Raw genomic sequence first — 3,414 nt, 5'->3', positions numbered from 1 at the left:
CTGTCGCACAATCTTTGTGCGGTATTGCCCTGAAACAATGTTGCCCAGCGTATTCCGTTTTGTTTCTGATTGTAATTCCATTATACAGGATTCCACCGGACATGTAAAATATATAAAAATACCGGTTTGCTATAGCTTTATTATATAGCAAACCGGTATTTGAGGTCTGTGCTGCATCAGAGCCTATTCAGTATTTTAGAACAACACCGCACAAAGCCCGCCTGACGGCTTTGTGCGGTGTTGCATCAGGAGTTTTTCGCATAACGCTTTAATGCATCTAAATAAATGCTGCCCAATCGGCTGGGCACTGCATGCTTTTTGGTGATGTAACCGATATGCATGCTTCCGTTTTCCGTAAGGGGAATTGCCACAATGTTTTCTCCATTTAGTTCTTCGTCAATGACACCGCTGCAAATGGTATACCCATTTAGTCCGATCAACAGATTGAACAGCGTTGCCCTGTCCCGTACCCGAATATTTTTTGAGCGAATTTCTGTGCTGAAAATTTCTTCAGAGTAGTAAAACGAGTTGTGTTCACCCTGTTCAAAAGACAGGTACGGATAGGGCTGCAAGTCTGCCATGGTGACTTCTGCTTTTTGTGCAAGAGGATTTTTGTCGCTGATAAAAATATGCGGCTTTGCTTCAAACAACTCCGTAAACTGCAAATCGTTGGATTTCAAAATCTTTCGCAAAACGGTTTCGTTGAACTCGTTGAGATAGAGAATTCCGATTTCACTTTTCAGACGGGCAACATCATCAATGATCTCATAGGTCTGGGTTTCCCGCAGACTGAAATCATAATTGTCACTGCCATACACCTGAATCAAGTCTACAAATGCATTTACCGCAAAGGAATAATGCTGTGTCGAAACGCAGAATTCCTGTTTTCCACCGGACTGGTGGGTATACTTTTCCGTGATCAGAGCAGCCTGCTCCAGAACTTGTCTGGCATAGCCCAGAAACACTTCCCCCTCTTTGGAAACAAAAACGCCTTTATTGGTGCGGTTGAAAATGGAAATGCCCATTTCCTTTTCCAGTTCCTTGAGTGCTTTTGTCAGGCTGGGCTGGGCAATATACAGAGAAGCAGCTGCTTCACTGACTGTTCCTTTTTCCGCAGTGACAACGGCATATTTCAATTGCTGTAATGTCATACGGCTGTTTCATCGCTTTCCGGCTCTGCTTCCGGCAAGTCTGTGAGATCCGATTCCGGTTCTGTCGGCTCCGGCTGTAATTCTGCAATGCGAGCTGTCAACCCGTTGATTTCCACAGCCGGATCGTCCAGATCGATCAGCAGATACCGTCTGCCGTCTACGCACTGTGTCCGCACCTTGTCTGTGGCATCTTTCCCAATCGAAACAGTGATGCCGTCTACGCTGATCGTTGTTTTGTTGTCGATCAGGTTGTTGACAGTAATCGGCTTGTCCTGTGTTGCCTCCCGATATGCCATCTGCATTTCTTCTGCACGTTCCTGACTAACGCCGGAGTCCAGCAAAATGTCCCGCACGTGAATATCGTCCACAATGGGCAGATCCGGTTCATTGGCGTATTCTGCTGCGATATCCCGCAGCTTTTCATTTACGCCGGTGATGACAGAGTAACTCAGTTCATCGGAAACGATTTCCTGCATCATGCTCTGGAATGTTTCCTTCTGTTCCTGAGCCGTCCGGTTAAACGGGCAGCCCAGTACATTTTCTATGATGCTGATATTAACATCTTTGGGCTTGTGGGCGGAGTACAGCACATGGTTTACGTCCGGACCTCTCCCCGTGAAAGTTGGATAGACAAACCCGTCTGTGGGGATCTCTGCCACGATTCTGTCGTAAACATTTTTCTTTTCAATGGCATTGTCATCTTCGTTGTAGATCAGCCCGTCTACGCGAACTTCTACCGGACAAATTGCTGCCACCAGAAAACGGTAATCGTGGCTCTGATACGGGTCTAATTCGTCACTCTTGGACTTTTGAAAAACGGTATAAGTACAATGTCCGACCAAAATCGCATAGGTGGAAACATAGTCCATGTTGCGGACGATTTGTTCCATCAGCGTTGTAACGGCAGTTTCATCTTCCAGTTTGGACTGTAACGCCTCGTAGAGAATCGCCTGACTGCCGCCTTCTTCATAGGCTTCTTTGGGGAATTCGTATTCCAGCAGTCCTTTTCCCAGTGTGCCCGCAAGAACACGTTTCAGCGTTGCCATAAGGCAGTCGCTTTCTTCGGAAGCAATGTTGTGATAGGCACGGCTGGTCTGACAGCGGATATTTTTTTCGCTGTCCACAAAAGCGGTTGCCACCTGATTCAGTACAAATAAATCACTGGTATCTGAAAAATTTTTTCGAATTTCGGAGAGTTCTTTTTTATTCATGGAAATCCCTTTCTGTTATCTATGGAAACGCTGCATAAAAATTGTCTTTCTGTTTTGCTTGTACGATTTTACAGCACATCGTTTCCTTTGCAAAAGCATTGCAATGCCCGTGCAGTTTCTGCCACCGGCAAGCCCATTACGCTGTAAAAATCGCCGTTGATGTTCTGCACCAGCAGTGCACCGTATCCCTGAATGCCGTAACTGCCGGCTTTGTCCATAGGTTCGCCGGTCGCAAGATACGCCTGTATCTGTTCTTCAGTCAGCGGATAAAATGTTACCGCTGTTTCTGTCTGGAATGAGGATACGCGTTCTCCTTGTGCCAAAGCTACACCCGTGATGACGGTATGTGTCTTTCCGGAGAGTTGACGAAGCATCTCTGCCGCATGTTCCGGCGTTTTCGGTTTGCCGAAAATGGCATTTTCCAACACCACCGTGGTGTCAGAACCAAGAACAATGTCATTCGGATATTCGTTGGCGACGGCAAGAGCCTTTTTTCGTGCCAGATACTGTGCCGCTTTCTGTACAGACAACACGGGCGGCAGGGACTCGTCTACGGCTGCCGGAAAAACCGTAAAGTCTTCCGTGATCAGCCGCAGGAGTTCCTGCCGCCGCGGTGATGCAGAAGCTAGAATCAGCCCCATTACAGCACATCCTTCGGGTCGTAATGCGGTTCTTTGTAGATGTGTTCACTCTCGGTGACTTCCTTGCGGAATTCGTCCTGCCATTCTACCGGTGTGAAATCTTCTACTGCAACAGAAATGTGTTCCGGATTGCAGCCGATCGCATCTACCAGTGCAGCGGCAACCTTGTCTGCAGCAAGCTTTTTCTGATCGTCTGTTCTGCCTTTGAGCATTTTGATCGTAATATGGGGCATGGTATGTTCCTCCTTGAAATTCTGTTTCTGATATATTGCCCGTGAAATTTTCGGGTGCTTTTATTATAGCATATTTTATAGGAGATTGCAAGGTGTAAACGGAATACAAACACATTTTTCTAAAAGCTTTTATATGCTTTTTTACAGGCAATACCGCACAAAGATTGTGCGACAGATG

General features: G+C 46.5%; 4 protein-coding genes. All 4 read right to left on the bottom strand.

The window, feature by feature from the left end:
• Positions 1-245: 245 nt before the first annotated feature.
• Positions 246-1,151 (bottom strand): LysR family transcriptional regulator, encoded by a 906-nt coding sequence (locus RUMCAL_RS08370; RefSeq protein ID WP_021682300.1) that lies wholly within the window; start codon positions 1,149-1,151, stop codon positions 246-248.
• Positions 1,148-2,362 carry a DUF4317 domain-containing protein gene (locus RUMCAL_RS08365; protein WP_021682299.1) on the bottom strand — a complete coding sequence of 405 codons (1,215 nt, stop codon included), beginning with the start codon at positions 2,360-2,362 and terminating at the stop codon, positions 1,148-1,150. The genes RUMCAL_RS08370 and RUMCAL_RS08365 overlap by 4 nt, the downstream gene beginning before the upstream one ends.
• Positions 2,363-2,430: 68 nt before the next feature.
• Positions 2,431-3,003 carry a Maf family protein gene (locus tag RUMCAL_RS08360; protein ID WP_021682298.1) on the bottom strand — a complete coding sequence of 191 codons (573 nt, stop codon included), beginning with the start codon at positions 3,001-3,003 and terminating at the stop codon, positions 2,431-2,433.
• Positions 3,003-3,236: a tautomerase family protein gene (locus RUMCAL_RS08355; protein WP_021682297.1), complete on the bottom strand. Its 234-nt coding sequence runs from the start codon at positions 3,234-3,236 to the stop codon at positions 3,003-3,005. Before RUMCAL_RS08355 ends, RUMCAL_RS08360 begins: the two co-directional genes overlap by 1 nt.
• Positions 3,237-3,414 lie beyond the last annotated feature (178 nt).

Source organism: Ruminococcus callidus ATCC 27760 (genome assembly GCF_000468015.1).
In the GTDB taxonomy this organism is placed as follows: Bacteria; Bacillota; Clostridia; order Oscillospirales; family Ruminococcaceae; genus Ruminococcus_C; species Ruminococcus_C callidus.
Note: the sequence above shows the minus strand (reverse complement) of the source record. Positions and strands in the feature narration are given on the sequence as shown.

Bases quoted from the DNA above. Each gene is read 5' to 3' on its own strand.
- RUMCAL_RS08370 (WP_021682300.1), bottom strand. From the start codon at position 1,151: ATGACATTACAGCAATTGAAATATGCCGTTGTCACTGCGGAAAAAGGA.
- RUMCAL_RS08355 (WP_021682297.1), bottom strand. From the start codon at position 3,236: ATGCCCCATATTACGATCAAAATGCTCAAAGGCAGAACAGACGATCAG.
- RUMCAL_RS08365 (WP_021682299.1), bottom strand. From the start codon at position 2,362: ATGAATAAAAAAGAACTCTCCGAAATTCGAAAAAATTTTTCAGATACC.
- RUMCAL_RS08360 (WP_021682298.1), bottom strand. From the start codon at position 3,003: ATGGGGCTGATTCTAGCTTCTGCATCACCGCGGCGGCAGGAACTCCTG.